Source organism: Rhizobium sp. SVR5-9E (genome assembly GCF_056755095.1).
Window position 1 is genome coordinate 1 of record NZ_JBNDHS010000714.1, and the last position, 238, is coordinate 238.

Annotated in this window: 1 protein-coding gene; it reads left to right on the forward strand. The window is 51.3% G+C overall.

Annotation, left to right across the window (positions count from 1 at the left end):
* Positions 1-238, forward strand: a 238-nt coding sequence (locus ACPYOJ_RS36680; protein WP_481420586.1) for a DUF8202 domain-containing protein, incomplete at both ends; no start/stop codon positions are given.

Here is a 238-nt window from a genome sequence, read left to right on the forward strand (position 1 = left end):
GTCTTGCGGCTACGAACAGCAGTAACAGCAACGGCTTTGCCGTGGACGGTGACTTCCTGGTATGGGGATCCGATACAGGCAACACTACTTTCTCAACGCCTTTTGCGTTTAATGGGCTGAACTACCGAATGCCACGTATCTGGAAAATGCAAAAGACCGGAAGCGTAGGAATTGTAAAAGTAGCCATACCGGTAAGCATGTTGCCGGGTGCGGTTACCCAGCCTGCCCTGTTAATCAG